The organism is Achromobacter sp. NPDC008082 (genome assembly GCF_042957345.1).
Classification (GTDB): domain Bacteria; phylum Pseudomonadota; class Gammaproteobacteria; order Burkholderiales; family Burkholderiaceae_B; genus Achromobacter; species Achromobacter kerstersii_A.
This window is the reverse complement of the sequence record NZ_JBIBIB010000004.1, coordinates 258,735-280,368: the sequence shown is the minus strand read 5'-3', so window position 1 is coordinate 280,368 and position 21,634 is coordinate 258,735. Positions and strand designations below refer to the sequence as shown.

Below are 21,634 nucleotides of genomic sequence, written 5' to 3'. Positions count from 1 at the left end.
CTGTAGTGGTGGATAGCGAAGCCGGACTTAAAGCGTCCAGTACAGGACGTCGGGTTGCAGCCGGTTGCTATCGAGCACAGATTTCAAGTCGCACACCATGCCGCCGCTCTTGACGAGCGCCGGCATGTCTTCCCAGATCGTTTCCATGGTTTCGCGGTGGGGCACCGCCAGAATCAGCACGTCCATGTCGCGGAAGTCGTCGCGGTGGACGAGCTTGATGCCGTATTCGTGTTCCATCTGCTCCGAGTCGACCATCGGGTCGCAGGCCACCGGCGTGATGCCGTAGCTGCCCAGCGCGTTGTACAGATCGACCACCTTGGAGTTGCGGATGTCGGGCACGTTTTCCTTGAACGTCATGCCCAGAATGCCGACGCGGGTCGACGCATTCAGGCGGCCGTTGCGGGCCATGGTCTGCACCACGCGCGAGGCGACGTGCGTGGCCATGCCGTCGTTGATACGGCGGCCGGACAGAATCACTTCGGGGTGATAGCCGAGCTCTTGCGCCTTGGAGGTCAGGTAGTACGGGTCAACGCCGATGCAGTGGCCGCCCACGAGGCCCGGCGTGAACTTCAGGAAGTTCCACTTGGTGCCGGCAGCTTCCAGCACTTCTGACGTGCGAATGCCGACCAGATCGCAGATCTTCGACATCTCGTTCATCAGCGCGATGTTGATGTCGCGCTGCGTGTTCTCAAGCACCTTGGCGGCTTCAGCCACCTTGATGGACGACGCGCGATGCACGCCGGCGTCGATGATTTTTTCGTACACGCCCGCGATGACTTCCAGCGATTCCTTGTCCTGGCCGGACACGATCTTCACGATCTTTTCCAGCGGATGCTCGCGGTCGCCCGGGTTGATGCGTTCGGGGCTGTAGCCCAGCTTGAAATCGACGCCGCAGCGCAGGCCCGAAACTTTCTCGAGCTCGGGGCCGCAGATTTCCTCGGTGGCGCCGGGGTGCACGGTCGATTCGAAAACCACGATGCAGCCCGGGCGCAGCACGGGGCCGATCGAGCGGCAGGCGCGGACCAGCAGGGAAAAGTCGGGATTGTTCTTTTCATCGACGGGGGTCGGGACGGCAACCACGAAAAAGTCGCATCCTTCCAGCTCCGACACCTGATCGGTAAACGTCATCGGGGACGCAAGCAATACGTCGCGTTCGATCTCGCCGGTCCAGTCATCACCCTCTTTCAGCCGTGCGATTCGCCGCTTATCTACGTCAAAACCAATGACATCAAAGCGCTTGGAAAATGCCACGGCCACGGGCAGGCCGACATATCCAAGGCCACACACTGCGATTCTCTTTACCACGGGGGACCTCACTGTTTTCGTCGTGTCGCAGACACTAGAAATCGACGCCCAACGACACGTAATCGATATGAAATCGACATACGAATGCCATATAAGGGCGGACAGATTGCTTTAGATTGATTACAACTAGATACCCGCTTATACGTGTCGGGCAACGAGCCAACGAATCGTAAAGGGGCTACACAGCAAACTTTTTTCTAAAAATTTTTATTGCTGTGGAAATAAATCAGGGTGGCCCCGTAATAAACCTGGGGAATCCCTCAAATAATTACATTCATTACACAAACGGAAACACAATCAAACGGCGACTTTGTTAACAAATATTAAAAAGCGTTTTTCTTATATTTGTTTAACCAAACTGCAAGAAGATAATCTGCGATTCGCGCGTATTTATTAATAGCCAGAAAATATCATCATTTCAATTTGAAGTCATGAGATACGGGCGGATCGGGCAAACTTTTATCTGCGCTGAAAATGCACTTGGCCCACCGCATGCGGTGGGCCAAGTATTTGATACGGCTAAAGAAACACTGCGGGGATCACTCCACCGTCACGCTCTTGGCCAGGTTGCGCGGCTTGTCCACGTCCGTGCCACGGGCGCAGGCCGTGTGATACGACAGCAGTTGCAGCGGAATGGTGTGCAGGATCGGTGACAACTTGCCGTAGTTCTCGGGCATGCGGATCACGTGCATGCCTTCGGCGCTTTGGATCTTGCTGTCGGCATCCGCAAACACGTAGAGCTCGCCGCCGCGCGCGCGCACTTCCTGCATGTTGGACTTCAGCTTTTCCAGCAGCTCGTCCTTGGGCGCGATGGTCACAACCGGCATGTGCTCGGTCACCAGCGCCAGCGGGCCGTGCTTGAGCTCACCAGCCGGGTAGGCTTCAGCGTGGATGTAGCTGATTTCCTTCAGCTTCAGCGCGCCTTCCAGTGCGATCGGGTAGTGCATGCCGCGGCCCAGGAACAAGGCGTTTTCCTTGGACGCGAAGCGATCGGCCCACGCCATGATCTGCGGCTCAAGCGCCAGCACCGAACCGATGGCCACCGGCAGGTGACGCAGCGCCTTCAGATGGCCGGCTTCCTGCTCGTCCGTCAACTGGCCGCGCACTTGCGCCAGCGTCAGGGTCAACAGGAACAGCGCGGTCAGCTGGGTGGTGAACGCCTTGGTCGAGGCCACGCCGATTTCAACACCAGCGCGCGTGATGTACGACAGCTTGCACTCGCGCACCATGGCGCTGGTGGACACGTTGCAGACGGTCAGCGTGTGCTCCATGCCCAGCGAACGCGCGTGCTTCAACGCGGCCAGCGTGTCGGCGGTTTCGCCCGACTGCGAGATCGTGACCACCAGCGAACGCGGGTTCGGCACGCTGTCGCGGTAGCGATATTCGCTGGCGATTTCGACGGCCACCGGGATCTTGGCGATGGATTCGATCCAGTACTTGGCGGTAAGGCCGGCGTAGTAGCTGGTGCCGCAAGCCAGGATCAACAGCGAATCGATCTCTTTGAAGACCTTGTACGCCTGATCGCCGAACAGCTCGGGCGTGATGGCTTCGATGTCTTGCAGCGTGTCGCCCACGGCGCGCGGCTGCTCGAAGATTTCCTTCTGCATGTAGTGGCGGTACGGGCCCAATTCAGCCGCGCCCGTGTGCACGTGCACGGTGTGCACTTCACGATCCACGTTCTTGCCGTTGGCGTCCACGATCCACACGCGCGACAGTTGCAGGTCAACGACGTCGCCGTCTTCCAGATAGATGATCTGGTCGGTCGTGCCGGCCAGCGCCAGCGCGTCGGAAGCCAGGAAGTTTTCGTTCTGGCCCACGCCCACCACCAGCGGCGAGCCTTGGCGAGCGCCCACGACGCGATGCGGTTCGTCGCGGCAGAACACGGCGATGGCGTAGGCGCCATGCAGGCGGCGCACGGCGTTCTGCACGGCTTCGAACAGGTCGCCGGCGTACAGGTGGTTCACCAGATGCGCGATCACTTCGGTGTCGGTCTGGCTTTCGAACACGTAGCCCACGGCCTGCAACTCAGCGCGCAGCTCGTCGTGGTTTTCGATGATGCCGTTGTGCACGAGCGCGACGCGCGGCTCGTCGTTGCCCAGATGCGAGAAGTGGGGATGCGCGTTGTGCGTGGCCGGCACGCCGTGCGTGGCCCAACGCGTGTGGGCGATGCCCGTGAAACCCTGCACCTTGTCTTGAGCAACCTGGTCGGCCAGCTCAGCGACACGCTGCGTGCTGCGCGTACGGCGCAGATGGCCGTCGGCATACACGGCGACGCCGCAAGAGTCGTAGCCGCGGTATTCCAGCCGCTTCAGACCTTCAACAAGAATCGGGGTGATGTCGCGCTGGGCGACGGCGCCAACAATGCCGCACATAGGAGAGACTCCGCTAAGTTCGTGTACCGACGCATTGTGCGCGACCCGCAAAGAAATTTGATTTCTTAATACGTCTATATTTGGAAGTTAATTCCCTTACATATTTGTGATTAAATAATCTTTCTTCAAAACGAAGTTTTTGAATTAATCATGCAAAACATGTCAAATTCGCTGCCGGAACTGGATGATCTGGACCTGCGCATTCTTGAACAGTTACAAGAAGACAGCTCGCTGACCAACCAGGATCTGGCCGCACGCGTGCACGCCTCGCCCCCCACCTGCCTGCGGCGGGTGCGGCGTCTGGTCGATGACGGCGTGATCGACCGCCAAGTCGCCATCCTGGCCGCCGAAAAGCTGGGCAGCACGTTGACGGCAATCGTCGAAATCACGCTGGATGTGCAGGCGGCCGAAAGCCTGGACGCGTTCGAACAAAGCATGCTGACCGAGCCCGCCGTGCTTCAGTGCTACCGCGTGTCGCCCGGCCCGGACTTCGTGGTGATCGCCCAGGTAAAGGACATGCCCGCCTACCACGCACTGGTGCACCGCGCCTTCACGGCGCAAGCCAACGTGCGCAACGTGCGCACGTTCTTCTCGGTGCACCGTGCAAAGTTTGAAACGAGGATCGATGTGCGGGGGTGAGCTGAGATGCGGCCAGGATATCGTCCGATTGTGGCGCGCGTCGGGCCGGGCCGGTGGATAATGCGGCATGTACCGGCGCAAGACGCCAGAGAGTTCCGTACAGGAGCATGCCTTGCTGAAGCACGCCACCCAATACCTCGAGATGATTGCGACTCACCTCAATGCGCCATATGGGCCAGTGGTGAATCCGGCTGACGTCGCCGCCGCGTTGCGCGGCGGCGATCTTTTGTCTTTATCCAGCGACGCATTGGCAAAGGAATTGCTGGCCAGCATGTTCATCGAGCTGGAGCCCGAGTTTATCGGCCGAGCCAGCTATGAAGCAGGCGTCCGCTTGGAAGAAGCCGACGCGCTGTACCAGCAGGCACGCAAACAATTTGGGCTACCCAGAGCGCCTCGTTGGGAGGAAGCGCTAGAGGGGGTCCTGTAATGGGAATCTCGCTCAAAGATATACAGCAACATCGCGCGTCTGGACCATGGAAAATCCTGGAGACGCGTGCCCAGCTGCTGGTTGAGGATGCCCGCCGCCATGGCGGCGATTCTTTTCGTCCTGTGCTCGGCGGCGGCACGCGGCTCATGCTTGCGCTGAATCATCGGATCAGCGACGACGTCGACCTCTTCGTCGATTCCCCCGCTTGGCTTGCCTACATTTCGCCGCGGCTCAATGATATGTTTGAGAACGAGCTTGCGGGCTACAACGAAGACAACGCGCACGTAAAGCTGCGTTTCGCGGAAGGCGAAATTGACTTTGTCGTCGCAGCGCCCCTGCTTCCCGAATCTGCGAACGTCTGGAACCCCCCCGCATCGGAAACGCGCTTTCCGATGGAATCCCCCGCCGAAGTTCTCGCTAAGAAATTATTCTTCCGCGGTTGGGCGCTAACCGCCCGAGACCTGTTTGACTGGGTCATTCTTCAGACAGAGGCGCCTGCCGATGCCATTCCCGAAAAGGCGCTAGCGTCGTTGCTCAGCGCAAAGCTAGACGGCATAGAGGCCGCACTATCGCATATGGTGCTACGGCAATCCCAGCAACTGGCCTGGGACCGGATTCGAACCCATCATCTTCCCGATCTGAATTGGGCGGCGCAATGGGCGAAGGAACGGCTGGCAGCATGGTCGGCGCTGGCGGCATCAAGCCGCGAAGCGCCACCGTCGCACTGACAGGCGTCTGTCGCCGCTGGTCAGCGCCCGCCCAGCAGCCGCTCGAACTGCGCCAGATACCGGTTGCCCATTTTCTGCACGTCGTGTTCGTTCTTGACGTACTCGTATGCGCGTTCCGTCACGTCGTGGCGGAATGCGGCGTCGTCCAGGCAGCGCGCCATGCCGGCGGCCATGGCCTGGTGGTCGCCTACCGCCACCAGCACGCCGCGCCCGTCGGCCAGGCTTTCTTTCAAGCCGCCCGCGTCGGTGGACACCACCGGCACGCGCTGCAGGAAGGCGTCCAGGACGCTGCTGCCTAGCGCTTCTTCCTCGGAGCTCATGACGAACACGTCGAGGATGCTGTAGAAATCTTCAACGCCTTTGCGAAAGCCCGCGAAGCGGTAGACGTCTTCGATACCGAGCTTCTTGGCTTCGTCCTTGGCCTGCTGTTCGCGGTCGCCGCCTGCGCCGAAGTGCAGGAAGACGAAGTCGCGGCGCGTCTTGGCCAGTTCGCCCACGGCGCGCACCAAAGTGACGGGGTCTTTGTCGCGGATCAGCGCGGCGGAGGTCGCCATGACCTTCTTGCCGGTCAGCTCGAATTCGCGCACCAGGTTGGCGACGTTCTCGGCGTTGATGGCGAGGGGTTCGACCGCGCTGCGGATGATGACGGGTTCGATGCCCAGCCGGCGCGGCTCGCTGGCGGCCATCTCGCTGATCGCCACGAACAGATTGGCGTGGCGCCACTTGTAGCCGGTCTTCCATTCGTCGCCCGGCTTCACCACAAACGACGTGCGGCGCGAGAACACCACGGGACGGCGATGCAGCCACTTGGTCAGCACGGCCCAGGTGATGGTGTTGGCGGTTTGCGCGTGGATGATGTCGTAGCGGCTGGCGCCCGCCAGAAACGCCAGCTGTCCCGGCACATTGCGGCAGGTGTGGGCGACAAAGCCTTCCTGGCGCGCGCGCTCGGCCAGCGGCGCGCCTTCGCGGCACATCACTTCGACGTCATGGCCCGCCTTGCGGAAGGCGCGCATGCAATACAGCGTCTGCCGTTCGCCGCCACGCCAGCCTTTTTCGAAGTTCAGTTGCAGGATCTTCATGCGCGGCCGATGCCCGAATACTCAAAGCCCAGGCCGCGCACGTCAGCCGGCGTGTACAGGTTGCGGCCGTCGATGATCAGCGGCGTCTTCAGCAGCGCCTTCACGCGGTCGAAGTCGGGTGCGCGGAAGACCTTCCATTCGGTTGCGATCAGCAGCGCGTCAGCGCCGTCCAGCGCGTCGTACATGTCGGTGGCGAAGCTGATGCCCGGCTGGCCGACCAGCACGCGGGCGGCCTCGTGCATGGCGACGGGGTCATAGGCGCGCACGTCCGCGCCACGGCGCGTCAGTTCGGCGATGACCGTCAGGCTGGGCGCTTCACGCATGTCGTCGGTGTTCGGCTTGAACGACAAGCCCCACAAGGCGATCTTGCGGCCGCGCAGGTCTTCGCCATAGCGTTCCACCAGCTTTTCCGACAAGCGGAATTTCTGCGCGTGGTTGGCGGCTTCGGCGGCCTCGATGACGCGCATAGGCAGGGAATTTTCGGCAGCAGTGTTGACCAGCGCCTGCACGTCTTTGGGAAAGCACGAGCCGCCGTAGCCCGCGCCGGGATACAGGAAGTGATAGCCAATGCGCGGGTCGGCGCCAATGCCGCGGCGCACTTGTTCGATGTCGGCGCCCAAGGCTTCGGCCAGGTTCGCCATCTCGTTCATGAACGAGATGCGCGTGGCCAGCATGGCGTTGGCCGCGTACTTGGTCAGTTCCGCCGAACGCACGTCCATCACCATCAGGCGGTCGTGCGTGCGCTGGAAGGGTTCGTAGATGCGGCGCATCACGCCGATGGTGTAGTCGTCATCAGCGCCCACGACCACGCGGTCCGGACTCATGAAGTCGTTGATGGCGGCCCCTTCCTTCAGGAATTCGGGGTTGGAGGCCACGCTGAAGGGGATGTCGACGCCGCGCGCCGCCAGTTCCTTGGCCACCACCGCGCGCACCTTGTCGGCGGTGCCGACCGGCACGGTGGACTTGTCGACGATGAGTTTGCGCGTGGTCATGTGGCGCGCGATGTTCTGCGCGGCGGCCAGCACGTACTTCAGATCGGCGGAACCGTCTTCGCCCGGCGGCGTGCCCACGGCGATGAACTGCACGTCGCCAAAGGCCACGCTTTGCGCCACGTCGTCCGTGAAATGCAGGCGGCCCGCCTGCACGTTGCGGCGGACCAGGTCTTCCAGGCCGGGCTCATAGATGGGGATGCCGCCTTGGCGCAACAGGGCGATCTTCGCCGCGTCGACATCCAGACACATGACGTCGTTGCCCATGTCGGCCAGGCACGCTCCCGACACCAACCCCACGTAACCGGTACCCACGACCGTGATCTTCATGCCTGCCCGCCTTCAAAATAGGGAATCTTGCGCGCCTGGCTGTAAGAACCAGGCGCCGGCCGCCATTATAGAAGCGGCCGGGAACCAGGGGCTGAATGGCCCCTAGACCCGCAATTTGCTGAACCGGACGGTGTTGACGACCACGGCGAGCGCCGCGCAGATCGTGCCCAGCACCAGCGCCAGCCCGGGGCCGTGCGCCACGCTGACGCTAAAGGCAATGGCCACCAGCGCCGTGCCAAAGCTCTGGCCGAACACGCGGGTCGTGGCCTGCAAGCCGCCCGCAGCCCCGCTGCGCGAGCGGGGTGCGGCCGACAACATGGCGCGGTTGTTCGGCGTCTGGAAGAAACCAAAGCCCACGCCCGCTACAAACATGCCCGCCACGATGGGCCAGTTCGACACCGACGACGGCAGCAGCGCCAGCGACAGCATGCCCGCCACCATGGTCGCCGCCCCCACGCCACTGAGGGTGGCGGCGGAATAGCGGTCAGACAGCCGGCCCGCCAGCGGGGCGATGATGGCGGTGCCGACGGGCCAGGCGCCCATCAGCATGCCAACCTCCAGGTATGGCCGGCCCAACACCTGCTGGAAATAGAACGGCAGCGACACATACGAGGCCATCTGCGCCGCAAACGTGCACGCCGACGCGCCCACGGCGAACGCCAGCGGACGGATACGCAGCAGGTCCACCGGCACCAGCGGCGCAGGCTGGCGGCTGGCGCGGCGCACCAGCACCAGGCCCACCACCGCCGCAATCGCCACCAGGCCAATACCGCGCAGCAGATCCTGCCCCATCATGTCGACGCCGGAAATGAAGACGCCAAGCGTCACCATGCAGAGCAGCGCGCTGACCCAGTCCAGCTTGACGTCGTTACGCGGCACTTCGGGCAGATGGCGCAGGCCGAACATGGCCAGCACGCAGATCGGCAGATTGACCGCGAAGATCCATGGCCACGGCGCCACGGACAGGATGGCCGACCCGATGGTCGGCCCCAGCACCGACATCACGGCCACCGTGGTGGCGTTGATGCTGATGCCGCGTCCCAGCAATTTCAGCGGATAGATGTTGCGCACCAGGCCGCCAAACATGCACATCAAGGTGGCTGCGCCCACGCCCTGGAACACGCGCGCCGCCGTCAGCTGCCACAACGTGCCGGCCAGCGCGCAGCCCAGCGACGCCAGCGTGAACAGCATCAGGCCGAAGGTGAACATGCGGCGAAAGCCGATGCGCTCGGCCAGCGCCGACAAGGGCAGCAGCATCATCACCACCGCCAGGTTGTAGGCGTTGACGATCCAGACCGCTTGCGCGGGCGATGCATCCAGGTCGACGGCGATGGTGGGCAGCGCCACGTTGGCAATCGTGGTGTCCAGCACCGACAGGCTGATGCCTGTCATCACCGTGGCGGCCGCCCAATACCGGCGTGGCGTGGGCAGGCCGTCAGGCGGGGCCGGCTTGGCGCCGCCGCTTGGGGCGGCGCCTTGGGCGGGGTCGTTCTCCGCCATCACGACTTCTTGACGGGACGCTGCCAACCCTCGACGGTGAGCTGTTTGGCACGCGACACCGTCAGCTTCTCAGCCGGCGCGTCGCGCGTCAGGGTGGTGCCTGCGCCCAAGGTGGCGCCACGGCCCACACGCACCGGCGCGACCAGCTGCGTGTTGGAACCGATGAAGGCGTCGTCTTCAATAACAGTGCGGTGCTTGTTCACGCCGTCGTAATTGCAGGTGATGGTGCCCGCGCCCACGTTCACGCGTGCGCCGATGTCGGCGTCGCCGATGTAGGCCAGGTGATTGGCCTTGCTGTCAGCGCCCAGCACGCTCTTTTTGATTTCGACAAAGTTGCCGACGTGGCTGCGGTCGCCCAATTCGGCGCCCGGACGCAGGCGGGCATACGGACCCACGCGCGCATCACGGCCCACTTCGGCCTGTTGCAGATGGCTGAACGCTTCGATCTGTGTGCCCGCGCCCACGGCGACATCGCGCAGCACGCAATGCGGGCCGACGCGCACGCCATCGGCCAGCGTCACATTGCCTTCGAACACGCAGCCCACGTCGATGAACACATCGCGGCCGCACGTGAGCGAACCGCGCACGTCAAAGCGTGCGGGGTCGGCCAGCGTGACGCCGGCTTCCAGCTGGCGGCGGGCCTGCTCGCCTTGCCAGCGGCGTTCCAGTTCGGCTTGCTGCACGCGGCTGTTCACGCCCAGCGTTTCCCAGCCGGCGGCCGGTTGCGCCGCGCCCACCGGCACGCTGTCAACGACAGCCAGCCCGACGACGTCGGTCAGGTAGTACTCGCCCTGTGCGTTCTTGTTGTCGATGCGGGTCAGCCAGTCTTTCAGCTTGGCGGTGGGCGCAGTCAGGATGCCGGTGTTCACTTCCTTGATGGCGCGTTCGGCGTCGGACGCGTCCTTGTGCTCGACGATGCGGCACACATTGCCTTGGGCGTCGCGCACGATGCGGCCATAGCCGGTGGAGTCATCCAGCACTTCGGTCAGCACCGCCGCGCCCGCGCCGCGCGCGTCCAGCAGGCGTTGCAGGGTATCGGGCTGCACCAGCGGCACGTCACCGTACAACACCAGCGTCACGTCATCCTTGCCTTCGCCTTCCAACAGCAGCGGCACTGCTTGCTGCACGGCGTGGCCGGTGCCTTGCTGCGGTTGCTGCAACACAAAGTGCAGATCCGGCTGGCCTTCGAACGCCTGTTTGACGCGGTCGGCGCCATGGCCCACCACGACGATGATGCGCGCCGGCTTCAGTTGGCGCGCGCTGTCCAGCACATGGGCCAGCATCGGTTTGCCGGCCAGCGTGTGCAGCACTTTGGGAAGGTCGGACTGCATGCGTTTGCCCAGTCCGGCGGCGAGGATCACTACATTAAGCATAAGTTCTAAAAGGTTGAGAGACAGCGGAGCAGCCTTGCGGCCGCTCGCCCGTCGAGATTGAAAAAAGGATCAGGGCGCGCCGTCGGCAGGCCCGGTTTTCTTTGCGCGCGGCGCGGATTTGGCGGCGCTCTTGGCGCCGGTCTTCGCTGCGCCCTTGGCGGCCGTTTTGCGCGCGGCAGGCGTCGACGCCTTGGCCTCGCTGCGAGCGGCAGCCTTGGATTCGCCCGGCTTGGACTCGCCGGATGTAGACGCACCCGATTTCGATTCGCCCGATTTCGGGGCGGACGCCGCGCCCGGTGCTGCGGGGTTGGACGGCATCGACGCCGCGGTGGCCGCCGCGATCTGGTTGAACTGCTGTTGCAGCAGATCCCACCAAGCCTTGGATGCCGATTGCGCCGCAGCGCCCATCTGTTCGCTCATGCCGGCCATGCCGGATTCCGGCTCCGCGGCCTTGTCTGCGTTGGGCTCCTTGGCTGCCTCGGCATCCTTTGACGCGGACGCGGACGCAGCCTTGGGTGCGGCCTTGGGCGCGGGCTTCAAGCCCAGCACCACTTCCAGCGGGGACGCCGCGCCGCTTTCGCGCACCGTGTTCAAGTCCATATTGGCCGCGCTGTCCACAAACGCACGCAGGGTGCTGATGGTGGAGCGCTGCACTTCCATGCCCTGGATGGTGGACGACAGCATCGACAAGTTCATGCGCAGCCAGTTTTCCACCGAACGCAGCTCGGCGATGCGGCGGTCCAGGTCTTCCAGGTTCATCGGGGGAGCCATGGGCAGGCTGCTGGCCAGGCCGCCCGGCCCGGTCAAACCCGCCCAGGCCTGGCGCATCATTTCCATGCTGGCCAGCAGAGGGTTGCCCGACAGATCCGAGTTCTGCCCCATGCCAGGTAGGACGAACGGATTGGTGAATGAGTCGCTCATGCCAGATCTCCCCGCGTACGGATGGTTGCCGCTGGCTGCCGGTCAACCCGGCAGCAGCTGATTATTTTCAACGCGCACGTGATCGCCGGATGCAAAGGCGAAGGGCTGCGCGCTGCGGAACTGGCGCGCACTACCGTCACTCATGCGGACCGTAAGCTCATAGTGCGTCACCGTTTGTTGCTGTCTGATATTACGCTCAACTTCACGGCCTGCCAAAGCACCACCCACCGCGCCCAGCACGGTCAGCGCCGTCTTGCCGCTGCCTCCGCCAAATTGATTACCCACCACGCCGCCCACCACGCCGCCCCCAATGGTGCCGACGAGGTGATCGCTGTTGTCTTTCACAGGCACCTGCACCTGGCGGATGGTTTCCACCACGCCGCAGCTCTGGCAAGCCTGTTGCGCGGGTGCGGGCGCGGCGGGCCGCGGCGCGGAAGCCGATGCCGGACGGCCTTGCTGGGTTTGTTGCGCCTGGGCCTGCTGGGCCTGGGCCTGCTGTGCAGCGGGTTGCGGCGCCGGCGCCAGGTTGGCGCCTTCCGGGCCAGCCTCGGCCACCGGCGTGTCCGCGTGCGGATTGGCCGACGGCGAAGGCAGCCAGCCCATCACGGCGGCAACGCCCACGGCGCACATGACAATGACAGCGATCGACGCGGCGGCAACCAGCGGATGCAGGCCGCGGCGCGCGTGCTCAATTCGGGTAGATGTATTCATGACGATGCTCCATCGTAACTAACCGGCATCGGTATAGCACCCGGGCGCGGTTTCGGCATGTTGCGATGGTGACGCTTCTTTGCAGGGGGGAATCAGCCGAAGGGCGGGCGATGGACACCCGCGCGCATTCGTGGACAATAGCCGGATGGATTCTATTTCTCTGCCCCAGCTCGAACAGGCAATCAACTATTGGCGCAACGTGTCGCCCTCGGTGGGTGAAGAATCGCGCCTGTGTCCCGAAGCCGCGGCGCTGGCCACGCCCTATGCGCTGATGATCATGGCGCACCGCCACGACATCGCCGTTTCTGAACTCAATGAAAAAGCCCAGGCGGCGCTGGCCGGCTGGGCTTCGGCGGGCGGCGGCGCCCGCTGATCACTTCTGGCTGAATCGCCCGATTACGAATTAGCCCGCGCGGACTAGCCCGATGTCGAACCCGCCCTGTCAGGCCTAGCCTTTCAGCAGCGCCTTGATGTCGTGCGTCAGCGCGTCCACACCCAGGTTGTTGTTGGCCAGCACGCGCGATTCGCCCTTGCCATCCAGCAAATAGAACGCGGCCGTGTGGTCCATCGTGTAGTTGCTGCCATCCTTGGTGGGCGCCTTGGCGTAGTACGCCTTGAACGAGGCCGCCGCCTTCTTGATTTGCTCCGGCGTGCCGGTCAGGCCCAGAAAGCGCGGGTCGAACGCCGACACGTATTGCTTGAGCACTTCCTGCGTATCGCGTTCCGGGTCCACGGTAATCAGCAGCACCTGCACGCGGTCAGCGTCCGGACCCAGCTTCTTCATGACTTCGGTCAGCTCGGCCAGCGAGGTCGGGCAGACGTCGGGGCATTGCGTGAAGCCGAAGAACACCACCACAACCTTGCCGGCGAAATCGGACAGCTGACGGGTCTTGCCGTTGGTTTCGGTCAGTTCCATGCCGCGCCCCAACTGGGTGCCGCTGATGTCGCTGCCTTTGAACGTGGGCGCACTTTCGCCGCAGGCGGCCAGCGCAGCCGTGAATGCGGCGGCGACGGTCAATCGCAGAGCCAGCCGGCGGCCGGCGGAAAACATGGACATCAACAATCTCCAGGGGGTCAGCGCAGCAGCGCGACCCAGTGGTCCACCAGCAGGGCGCCAAACAACAGCGCCAGGTAGAGAATGGAAAAACGGAACATGCTGCGCGCGAGCTCGTCGCTGTAGACGCGGTACAGGCGCCACGCATACGACAGGAACATGCCGCCCAGCACCAAGGCCGACAACACATACAGCAAGCCGCTCATGCGGATGGCGTAGGGCAACAGCGTCGTGGCCACCAGCGCCACGCTGTACAGCAGGATGTGCAGGCGCGTGAACTGGTTGCCGTGCGTGACGGGCAACATGGGCAGGCCGGCCTTGGCGTAATCGTGGTTGCGATACAGCGCCAGCGCCCAGAAATGCGGCGGCGTCCAGATGAAGATGATCAGCACCAGCACCCAGGCTTCCGCCGGCACGGAGTCCGCCACGGCAGCCCAGCCCAGCGCAGGCGGCATCGCGCCCGACAAGCCGCCGATCACGATGTTCTGCGGCGTGCGCGGCTTGAGGATGACGGTGTAGATGACGGCGTAGCCCACAAAGGTGGCGAAGGTCAGCCACATCGTCAGCGGGTTCACCAGCGTGTACAGCACGAACATGCCCGCGCCGCCCAACAGGCCCGACAGGCTCAGCACCTGGAACGCCGAGATCGTGCCGCGCGCCGTGGCGCGCCGCGCCGTGCGCAGCATGCGGGCGTCGACTTCCTGTTCGATCAGGCAGTTGATGGCGAAGGCGGCTGCGGCAAGCAGCCAGATGCCGATGGTGCCAAACAGCACACGGCGCATATCGGGAATGCCCGGAACGGCGAGAAACATGCCGATGACCGCGCAAAACACCGCCAGCTGCGTCACGCGCGGCTTGGTGAGTACGAGGTATTGGCGGAACAATCCGGGTTGAGGAGCGGCAAGACTGGTCATAGTGGACCCTATTTTAAACGCGCACCGAATTGGGGCCATAGCCCCCCGCCGGCGTGCGTCCCGCCGTGGACAAACGCACCATCAGCACGACTGCGGCCAAGGTCAGGCCGGCGGCGCCCCCATTGTGCAGCACCGCGATCAAGAGCGGCCACTGGAAGAAGATGGTCGTCAGGCCGGTGAACAACTGCGCGGCCAGCAGCGCCAGCATCAACGTGGCGGGGCCGCGCAAGCCCGGTTCGGCCCGCAAGCGCCAGGCCAGCGTGCCCAGGTACAGGAACACGACGAAGGCGAAATTGCGATGCACCCAGTGGATGGCGGTCAGCGCCGGCTGGGAAATCATCTCGCCGGATGGCAGTTCGCCCAGGCCGCGGATCACCGAATACCCACCATGGAAATCCATGTCGGGCACCCATTTTCCGTGGCACATGGGAAAGTCCATGCAGGCCAGCGCGGCGTAGTTGGTGCTGACCCATCCACCTAACGTGACCTGCACCAGCAGCAAGCCAAAGCCCACCGCCACCCAGGGCTTCCAGCGCGCCGCCGCCGCGGCAATGGCCAGGTGCGGGCGTTCACGCGCGGACAGCCAGGTCATCAGCGCCAGCACCGACAGCCCAAACACCAGGTGCGACGTCACCACGGCCGGCATCAGCTTATGCGTGACGGTCCAGGCGCCAAACGCGCCCTGCACGCACACAGCGACAAGCGTCGTGATGGCCAGCGCCGGCGAGCGGCCCAGTTCGCGGCGGTAGCGCCACGCCATGTAGACGATGCCGATGATCAGCATGCCCAGAATCGTTCCGACGTAGCGATGGATCATTTCGATCCAGGCCTTGGACAAGGTCACCGGGCCAAACGGCATGGCCTGGGACGCTTCGTGGATGTCGCCCATGGCGCCCAGCGGCGTCACGCTGCCGTAGCAGCCGGGCCAGTCGGGGCAGCCCAGGCCGGAGTCCGTCAGGCGCACGAAGGCGCCGAACATGATCAGGTCCAGCGTCAGGAACCAGGTGAAAAATACGAGCTTGCGATAACGCGCTTTGATGCGTTCCATGTCAACCAAATAAAAATGCACACACGTGCGCACTCGCCGGGAAAAACTCCCTTAACCAATGCGCGAGTTATAGACCAGCTTGCTGATGTCTTTGCGGACTTTCACGCCGTCAGCGTCGGCAGGGTACTGCATCATCAAGTTGCCCAGCGGGTCGATCACCCAGATCGGGTCTTGCAGGGCGGGCTGCCCGGCGGCCGAATCGCGCGCCAGCAGGTAGTGCGCCAGCTGATCCGGATTCACGCGCAGCATGACCGTGCCTTGATACGCTTCCAGCACTTTTTCCGGCACCGGCGCATCGTCGGTAATGAACCAGACCCGCGCCAGGCGGTCCACGTTCTTGCCCTGGCTGGCGTGCGTGTTACGCGTAATGTAGAGCTTGCGGGCGCAGCTTTCCGGGCACGCCGCGCCGTCGGCCGCCACCAGCAGCCATTTGCCTTTCAGGCTTTGCAGGTCGAACGGCTTACCGTCCAGCGTGGTCAGCTTCAATTCGCTGGCGGCCGGCATCGGCCGTTGCGGGGACACCAGCGTGCCGTAATTGGTGGAGTCCGACGGCCACCATTGCGGGTTCATGTACACCACGAAGGCGCCCACGATCGGCGCCAGCGAACACAGAAACACCAGCACCATCGGCATCAGCGAACGCTTGCGCGCGGGCGGGTGGGATGAAATGTCGCGAGCCACTTTATATCCTGGAAGAGTCGTTCATTGATGCGCGCGATCAGGCCCGGGGGCCTGGTTCCGCGCGCTGGCGCATGCGCTTGATGGCGCCCCCCAGCACCACCAGCCATGCGATGGCGGCAATCGAAGCAAACGCAAACCACTGCACGGCGTAAGACGTGTTCTTCTGAAAATCCACGGGCGGTTGCGGCCAGTCGCGTATGAGGCCGTCGGCGCCTGCCTGGCCCGTTTGGCTCAACACGACAGGTAAAAGGTTCAGGCCCGTGGCGCGCGCATAGGTGTCCAGCGGCAGGTTCTGCACTTGCGGCGTTTTGCCGTCCGCCGCCGGTAACGCCGGCAGGGCGGATTGGTCCTGCCCGCCCAACGACCAGAGTTCGAACATGCGCGGCACGCGTTCCGATAATTCACCGGTGACGGTTTGCGGCCCTTCGGGCGTGGCGGGCAACACGGGTTCGCCCTGACCCTGAATCACGCGCGGCAGCCAGCCGCGCAGCACCAGCACCGCTTGCCGCGAGGCCGAATCCAGCAGCAGCGGCGTGGCCAGCCAGTAGCCCGGGCGGCCATCGTGATTGCGGTTATCGAGCAGTACACTGAATTGCGGCAGCCACGTGCCAGCCGCCTGCGCCACGCGCCAAGGCACCAGCGAATCAGAGGGGGTGGCGGGGGTGAGCTGCACCGGCGCTTGCTTGCGGCCGGCTTCGATAGCGGCCAGAATGGCGCGTCGCTCATCGCTGCGACGCAACTGCCATTGCCCGAGCGACGCCAGAATCACCACGGCGATGCCAAGCAGAAGTAGGGCAGCTACCGTGTAGCGGGTGGAGTGCGGTCGGGCCATGTATCGTTGCTAATCACTCTATTTTGTCCGGAGACCACCATGCGCGTTTTCGTCGTACTGGCCTTCATCGGAATTCTGGCCAGTCTGGCATCCGCCCTGGTCTATCTGATGCGGGACAAAGGGTCCACCAGCCGCACCGTCAATGCGCTGACCGTGCGCATCGGACTATCGGTCGCGCTGTTCCTGTTCGTGCTGTTCGCCCATCACATGGGCTGGATCGAAAGCACGGGGCTGCGCTGATCGGCCCCAGGCAAGATGGGTAGCGCGGGTTAATCGACAGCGTTGCTGCCGAGGAGTTCCCGCGCGATACCCGTCATACGCGCCCGCAAGCGGGTGCGCAAGGCGTCAGAACCAGTACACGAACAGGTACAGGCCCAGCCACACCACGTCCACAAAGTGCCAGTACCACGCCGCGCCTTCAAAGCCGAAGTGGTGGTCGGCGGTGAAGTGTCCCCGCATCAGGCGCACCAGAATCACCGTCAGCATGGTGGCGCCCAAAATCACGTGGAAGCCGTGGAAACCCGTCAGCATGTAGAACAGCGACCCATACGCGCCCGAATTGAATTTCAGGTTCAGTTCGGTATAGGCGTGATGGTATTCGGCGGCCTGACAGGCCACGAAGACAAAGCCCAGGATGACGGTTGCGGCCAGCCAGAACATCGTCTTGCCACGATGGTTTTCGCGCAGCGCATGGTGGGCGATGGTCAGCGTCACGCCGGACGACAGCAGCAGCGCCGTGTTGATCGTGGGCAGCCAGAACGGGCCAACCGTCTGGAATTCCTCAACCACGCCGGCCGGGCCGAAGTTGGGCCAGGCGGCCTTGAAGTCGGGCCACAGCATCAGGCGGTGGTCGATGTCGCCCAGCCACGGCGTGGTGATGGTGCGCGTATACCAGAGCGCGCCGAAGAACGCGGCGAAGAACATCACTTCCGAGAAGATGAACCAGCTCATGCCCCAACGGTACGAGCCGTCGATGCGCTTGCTGTTCAAGCCGGCTTCGGATTCCTGGATGGCGTCGCCGAACCAGTAGTACAGCACCACGATCAAGCCGATGAACCCGGCCAGCACCGACCACTTGGCCCAGCTGACGCCGTTGATCCAGCCCGCGGCGCCCAGCCCCATGAAAAGCAGCGCCACCGCCGTACGCACGGGGTGACCCGAGTCGGCGGGCACAAAGTAGTACGGTGCCTCTTTACCTTGAACCGAGTGGCTTGCACTCATGGCTTTCTCCCTGGTACAGATTTATAGATTAAGTGATTCAAGTCAGGCTTGAAACCGCCCAACGCACAATTAATACCAGCACAGTCACGAAGATTGCCGCTGCCAGCAGCCCAGCCAGAATCACGTGCACCGGGTTCAGCTTGGCGCTGTCTTCCCGGTAGCCCGCGCCCTTGCGCACGCCGAAGAACCCCCACGCCACCGCCTTCATCGTCTGAAGGAAACTCAGCTTGCGCCGGGTGGTTTCGTGCAGGTCGTCGCTCATGGTTGGGGCCTAATTGACCGCGTTTCCTGTCAGCAACGCTGAACCGCGCAACACGGTCCAGGCAAACACAGCGATGACAAAGGCCACGAGGACCAGTCCTGCAATCTTGTTACGGCGGCGCTGCTCGGGTGTCATTGCTGTGCTACCTGGAACATGAAAGACGGGTTCACTTCACTTCGGGCGGGGTTTCGAAGGTGTGGAACGGCGCGGGCGACGGCACCGTCCATTCCAGCCCTTCGGCGCCTTCCCACGGCTTGGCGGCCGCAGGTTCGCCCTTGCCCATGTAGCAGCGCAGAATCGCGTACAGGAAAATCAGCTGCGACAAGCCGAACCAGAACGCGCCAATGGTGGCCATCTGGTGGAACGTCGTGAACTGCGCGGCGTAGTCGGCGTACCGGCGCGGCATGCCGGCCAGGCCCAGGAAGTGCATCGGGAAGAAGGTCACGTTGAACGAGATCAGCGTCGACCAGAAATGCAGCTTGCCCAGCTTTTCGCTGTACATGCGGCCCGTCCACTTCGGCACCCAGTAGTAGGCGCCAGCGAACAGCGCGAACAGCGAACCCGCCACCAGCACGTAGTGGAAGTGCGCCACCACGTAATAGGTGTCGTGCACCTGGATGTCGATCGGGGCCACCGACAGGATCAGGCCGGTAAAGCCGCCCATCGTGAACACGAAGATGAAGCCGATGGAGAACAGCATCGGGGTTTCGAACGTCATGGAGCCGCGCCACATCGTGGCGACCCAGTTGAACACCTTCACCCCGGTCGGGATGGAGATGAGCATGGTGGCGTACATGAAGTAAAGCTGCCCGGTCACCGGCATGCCCGTCGTGAACATGTGGTGCGCCCACACGATGAAGGACAGCACGGCAATCGACGCGGTGGCGTACACCATCGAGGCGTAGCCGAACAGCTTCTTGCGGGCAAAGGCCGGCACAATCGCCGACACGATACCGAACGCCGGCAAGATCATGATGTAGACCTCGGGGTGCCCGAAGAACCAGAACACGTGCTGGTACAAGACCGGGTCACCGCCTGCGGCGGCGTTGAAGAAGCCCGTGCCGAAGTGGCGGTCGGTCAGCACCATGGTGATGGCGGCGGCCAGCACCGGCATCACGGCCAGCAGCAGGAAGGCGGTGATCAGCCAGGTCCAGCAGAACAGCGGCATCTTCATCAGCGTGAGGCCGGGCGCGCGCATGTTCAGGATGGTCACGATGATGTTGATCGCGCCCATGATCGAGGACGCGCCCATCAAGTGCATCGCGAAGATGCCCAGGTCCATGCCCGGACCCATCTGCAAGGACAGCGGCGCATACAGCGTCCAGCCCGCGGCGGTGGCGCCGCCCGGCACGAAGAACGATGCCGTCAGCATGATCGCGGCCACCGGCAGCAGCCAGAAGCTGAAGTTGTTCATGCGCGCGAACGCCATGTCGGATGCGCCGATCTGCATCGGGATCATCCAGTTCGCAAAGCCCACAAAGGCCGGCATGATGGCGCCGAACACCATGATGATGCCGTGCATGGTCGTGAACTGGTTGAACAGTTCGGGGCGGAAGAACTGCAAGCCCGGCTCGAACAATTCGGTGCGCAGCAGCAAGGCGAGCGTGCCGCCTTCCAGCAACATGGCAAACGAGAAGATGAGATACATCGTCCCGATGTCTTTATGGTTCGTGGCGAATAGCCAGCGGCGCCAGCCCGTGGGCATGGCGTGATGGTGGTCATCGTGACCGTGGCCGTGGCCCGGCGACACGTGGTCTACAGTGACGCTGCTCATGATGGACTCCTTCCTGCTGAGTGCCGGCCCCGATCCACGGGACCGGCAGGGTATCTCTAACTAAACGGAACCGGTTCTATCGGTGGAGAAACGTGGGTGCGCAATCAACGCGCAGCCGCGACGTCCTTCGGTAGAACCGTCGGGTCCTGCCCCTTGCCTGCATTGCTCCAGGCATGGCGCGTATAGCTGATGACCGCTGCGATCTCGACATCATTGAGCTGCCCGCCGAATGCCGCCATCGCGGTGCCGGGCTTGCCCTTCAGCACGGTGTTGATCTGTTCGGCCTTGGGGCCCAGAACAACCTTGTCTCCGTCAAGCGGTGGGAAGCTGCCCGGAATGCCCTTGCCGTTGGCCTGGTGACAGGCGACGCAATTGGCGGCGAAGACCTTCTCGCCACGGGCAACCAGTTCGGCTTCCGTCCACTCTTTATTAGGATCGTCGGCGTTCGCCGCCATCTTCTTCTTTTGGTCTTCTACCCACTTGTCGTAGTCGGCTTGCGCCAGCACTTCAACAACGATGGGCATGAAGGCGTGGTCTTTGCCACAGAGTTCCGCGCACTGGCCGCGATAGATGCCGGGTTTTTCGGCACGGAACCAGGTGTCGCGCAGGAAGCCGGGGATGGCATCCTGCTTGACGCCGAAGTCGGGAATCATCCACGAGTGGATCACGTCGGCCGCGGTCAGAACGACCCGGACCTTTTTGTCCACCGGGACCACCATGTGGTTGTCCACTTCCATCAGATAGAACTCGCCCTTGGGCTCGCGGTTTTCGATCTGCGCGCGGGGCGTGGACAACGTGGACAGGAACTTGACGCCGGCAGCGGAGCCGTCGAGGTACTCGTACCCCCACTTCCATTGATAGCCGGTGACCTTGATGGTGAGGTCGGCGCTTGATGTGTCTTTCATGGCCACGACCGTCTTGGTGGCCGGCAGCGCCATGGCGATGACGATGATGAAGGGGATGACCGTCCAGGCGACTTCCACGCCCAGATGCTCATGGAAGGTTGCAGCCTTGTGCCCCCGTGACTTCCGGTGCGCCCAGATGGAGTAGAACATCACCCCGAACACACCGATGAAGATCACGATACAGATCGTGAGCAACAGCCAGTGCAGCCACATGATGTCGCGTGATATTGCTGTCACGCCTTCATGCAGGTTCAGCTGATTGACCTTCGGGCCGCCGGGCATGTCTTGCACCTGAGCACTGGCCACGCTGCCAATCAGCATCGCACAAGCCCCCAGTATCCCTCTCCACTTCTTCATGCTTACCTCGAAACACGGCGCGAGGGCCCTTGTCGCCTAGTGGCACGAGTGTCACTTCAACAGGACTACGCGCAATTATTAGATGGCAGGGTTAAGCAGGGAAGATAGAGCGGCCCCCGCGTTCCCACTCGAAATCACAAAGAAACTGGCGGATTATAGCGGACACGCAAACAGATGTAAGACAAGCCTCTTGAATTCATGGCGCCCGCCCC

At 63.2% G+C, this 21,634-nt stretch carries 23 protein-coding genes; 5 read left to right on the top strand and 18 right to left on the bottom strand.

Annotation, left to right across the window (positions count from 1 at the left end; all coding sequences use genetic code 11):
- Positions 1–27 precede the first annotated feature (27 nt).
- Positions 28–1,287, bottom strand: coding sequence for a nucleotide sugar dehydrogenase (locus ACFZAI_RS17545; protein ID WP_391568114.1), 1,260 nt, complete (start codon positions 1,285–1,287; stop codon positions 28–30).
- A 557-nt stretch (positions 1,288–1,844) separates the two neighbouring features.
- Entirely contained in the window at positions 1,845–3,677 is a 1,833-nt protein-coding gene (gene glmS / locus ACFZAI_RS17540; protein ID WP_391568113.1) for a glutamine--fructose-6-phosphate transaminase (isomerizing), read from the bottom strand.
- 150 nt (positions 3,678–3,827) lie between these two features.
- On the opposite strand from glmS, the gene ACFZAI_RS17535 reads away from it, so the two are divergent.
- From ACFZAI_RS17535 to ACFZAI_RS17525, 3 genes are all read left to right on the top strand, one after another.
- The gene (locus ACFZAI_RS17535; RefSeq protein ID WP_391568112.1) at positions 3,828–4,316 is read left to right on the top strand and encodes an Lrp/AsnC family transcriptional regulator; all 489 of its coding nucleotides are present in this window, start codon (positions 3,828–3,830) and stop codon (positions 4,314–4,316) included.
- Between the two features lie 112 nt (positions 4,317–4,428).
- Entirely contained in the window at positions 4,429–4,743 is a 315-nt protein-coding gene (locus ACFZAI_RS17530; RefSeq protein WP_391568110.1) for a hypothetical protein, read from the top strand.
- Complete coding sequence (locus tag ACFZAI_RS17525) at positions 4,743–5,471, top strand: nucleotidyl transferase AbiEii/AbiGii toxin family protein (protein WP_391568108.1); 729 nt, start codon at positions 4,743–4,745, stop codon at positions 5,469–5,471. Before ACFZAI_RS17530 ends, ACFZAI_RS17525 begins: the two co-directional genes overlap by 1 nt.
- 20 nt (positions 5,472–5,491) lie before the next feature.
- Here ACFZAI_RS17525 and ACFZAI_RS17520 read toward each other — a convergent pair whose 3' ends face one another.
- The 6 genes from ACFZAI_RS17520 to ACFZAI_RS17495 all read right to left on the bottom strand — a co-directional run bounded on the left by ACFZAI_RS17520 (position 5,492) and on the right by ACFZAI_RS17495 (position 12,374).
- Positions 5,492–6,550, bottom strand: coding sequence for a glycosyltransferase family 4 protein (locus ACFZAI_RS17520; RefSeq protein ID WP_391568107.1), 1,059 nt, complete (start codon positions 6,548–6,550; stop codon positions 5,492–5,494).
- Positions 6,547–7,869, bottom strand: a complete 1,323-nt coding sequence (locus ACFZAI_RS17515) for a UDP-glucose/GDP-mannose dehydrogenase family protein (protein ID WP_175170662.1) — start codon at positions 7,867–7,869, stop codon at positions 6,547–6,549. The genes ACFZAI_RS17520 and ACFZAI_RS17515 overlap by 4 nt, the downstream gene beginning before the upstream one ends.
- Positions 7,870–7,971: 102 nt before the next feature.
- The gene (locus ACFZAI_RS17510) at positions 7,972–9,369 is read right to left on the bottom strand and encodes an MFS transporter (protein ID WP_391568106.1); all 1,398 of its coding nucleotides are present in this window, start codon (positions 9,367–9,369) and stop codon (positions 7,972–7,974) included.
- Positions 9,369–10,742, bottom strand: a complete 1,374-nt coding sequence (gene glmU / locus ACFZAI_RS17505) for a bifunctional UDP-N-acetylglucosamine diphosphorylase/glucosamine-1-phosphate N-acetyltransferase GlmU (RefSeq protein ID WP_391568104.1) — start codon at positions 10,740–10,742, stop codon at positions 9,369–9,371. The genes ACFZAI_RS17510 and glmU overlap by 1 nt, the downstream gene beginning before the upstream one ends.
- A gap of 69 nt (positions 10,743–10,811) precedes the next feature.
- Positions 10,812–11,663: a PhaM family polyhydroxyalkanoate granule multifunctional regulatory protein gene (locus tag ACFZAI_RS17500; protein ID WP_391568103.1), complete on the bottom strand. Its 852-nt coding sequence runs from the start codon at positions 11,661–11,663 to the stop codon at positions 10,812–10,814.
- Between the two features lie 42 nt (positions 11,664–11,705).
- The gene (locus tag ACFZAI_RS17495) at positions 11,706–12,374 is read right to left on the bottom strand and encodes a glycine zipper 2TM domain-containing protein (protein ID WP_391568101.1); all 669 of its coding nucleotides are present in this window, start codon (positions 12,372–12,374) and stop codon (positions 11,706–11,708) included.
- 145 nt (positions 12,375–12,519) lie between these two features.
- On the opposite strand from ACFZAI_RS17495, the gene ACFZAI_RS17490 reads away from it, so the two are divergent.
- Positions 12,520–12,747 carry a DUF3717 domain-containing protein gene (locus tag ACFZAI_RS17490; protein ID WP_391568100.1) on the top strand — a complete coding sequence of 76 codons (228 nt, stop codon included), beginning with the start codon at positions 12,520–12,522 and terminating at the stop codon, positions 12,745–12,747.
- A 75-nt stretch (positions 12,748–12,822) separates the two neighbouring features.
- On the opposite strand, the gene ACFZAI_RS17485 is transcribed toward ACFZAI_RS17490, so the two are convergent.
- From ACFZAI_RS17485 to ACFZAI_RS17465, 5 genes are all read right to left on the bottom strand, one after another.
- Positions 12,823–13,431 carry an SCO family protein gene (locus ACFZAI_RS17485; RefSeq protein WP_391568099.1) on the bottom strand — a complete coding sequence of 203 codons (609 nt, stop codon included), beginning with the start codon at positions 13,429–13,431 and terminating at the stop codon, positions 12,823–12,825.
- Positions 13,432–13,448: 17 nt separating this feature from the next.
- On the bottom strand, positions 13,449–14,342 hold the full coding sequence (gene cyoE / locus ACFZAI_RS17480; protein WP_391568098.1) for a heme o synthase: 894 nt from the start codon (positions 14,340–14,342) through the stop codon (positions 13,449–13,451).
- A 13-nt stretch (positions 14,343–14,355) separates the two neighbouring features.
- On the bottom strand, positions 14,356–15,390 hold the full coding sequence (locus tag ACFZAI_RS17475) for a heme A synthase (protein ID WP_391568097.1): 1,035 nt from the start codon (positions 15,388–15,390) through the stop codon (positions 14,356–14,358).
- Between the two features lie 51 nt (positions 15,391–15,441).
- On the bottom strand, positions 15,442–16,023 hold the full coding sequence (locus tag ACFZAI_RS17470; RefSeq protein ID WP_391568529.1) for an SCO family protein: 582 nt from the start codon (positions 16,021–16,023) through the stop codon (positions 15,442–15,444).
- An 85-nt stretch (positions 16,024–16,108) separates the two neighbouring features.
- Positions 16,109–16,903 carry an SURF1 family protein gene (locus tag ACFZAI_RS17465; RefSeq protein WP_391568095.1) on the bottom strand — a complete coding sequence of 265 codons (795 nt, stop codon included), beginning with the start codon at positions 16,901–16,903 and terminating at the stop codon, positions 16,109–16,111.
- Positions 16,904–16,942: 39 nt separating this feature from the next.
- Between ACFZAI_RS17465 and ACFZAI_RS17460 the strand changes: the two genes are divergently transcribed.
- Positions 16,943–17,143: a twin transmembrane helix small protein gene (locus ACFZAI_RS17460; RefSeq protein WP_006216871.1), complete on the top strand. Its 201-nt coding sequence runs from the start codon at positions 16,943–16,945 to the stop codon at positions 17,141–17,143.
- 105 nt (positions 17,144–17,248) lie between these two features.
- Here the strand turns inward: ACFZAI_RS17460 and ACFZAI_RS17455 are convergent, their stop codons facing one another.
- The 5 genes from ACFZAI_RS17455 to coxB form a co-directional block, all read right to left on the bottom strand.
- Positions 17,249–18,124, bottom strand: a complete 876-nt coding sequence (locus ACFZAI_RS17455) for a cytochrome c oxidase subunit 3 (protein WP_219991545.1) — start codon at positions 18,122–18,124, stop codon at positions 17,249–17,251.
- Between the two features lie 37 nt (positions 18,125–18,161).
- Positions 18,162–18,386, bottom strand: a complete 225-nt coding sequence (locus ACFZAI_RS17450) for a DUF2970 domain-containing protein (RefSeq protein ID WP_054421069.1) — start codon at positions 18,384–18,386, stop codon at positions 18,162–18,164.
- Positions 18,387–18,395: 9 nt separating this feature from the next.
- Entirely contained in the window at positions 18,396–18,521 is a 126-nt protein-coding gene (locus tag ACFZAI_RS17445; RefSeq protein ID WP_217483375.1) for a cytochrome oxidase small assembly protein, read from the bottom strand.
- Positions 18,522–18,552: 31 nt separating this feature from the next.
- A complete protein-coding gene (gene ctaD / locus ACFZAI_RS17440) occupies positions 18,553–20,160 on the bottom strand; it encodes a cytochrome c oxidase subunit I (RefSeq protein ID WP_054421068.1) in 1,608 nt (535 codons plus the stop codon).
- 104 nt (positions 20,161–20,264) lie between these two features.
- A complete protein-coding gene (coxB, locus tag ACFZAI_RS17435; protein WP_315844821.1) occupies positions 20,265–21,422 on the bottom strand; it encodes a cytochrome c oxidase subunit II in 1,158 nt (385 codons plus the stop codon).
- Positions 21,423–21,634 lie beyond the last annotated feature (212 nt).